Source organism: Lentisalinibacter salinarum (genome assembly GCF_040706555.1).
Lineage (GTDB): Bacteria > Pseudomonadota > Gammaproteobacteria > Steroidobacterales > Woeseiaceae > Lentisalinibacter > Lentisalinibacter salinarum.
Map to the genome: position 1 here is coordinate 1 of NZ_JAPDRH010000012.1, position 257 is coordinate 257.

The window sequence follows — 257 nt, forward strand, 5'->3', positions numbered from 1 at the left end:
CTGGCCGTCGAGCGCATCGGCCGTATAGAAGTTGTTCGTCACGACACCGCCGGCATTCACCCACGGCGCCTTGTCGGCAGCGCTCGCCTCGAAGTCTCCATTGGTCAGAAGCTCGCCGCCGCCCCCCGCGGGAGTCAGGCTGACGTCGTCGATATTCACGGTGCTGGTCACACCGCCCATATCGAACAGCACGCGACTCTCGGCAGTGCCGATGTCGGCCACCGCCGTCAGGTTGTAGCTGTAGCTCTGCCATTCCG

Annotated in this window: 1 pseudogene; it reads right to left on the reverse strand. The window is 64.6% G+C overall.

The features are described from left to right. Positions 1–257 (reverse strand): annotated as a pseudogene (locus ACJMKZ_RS18780) (hypothetical protein); the annotation flags it as partial.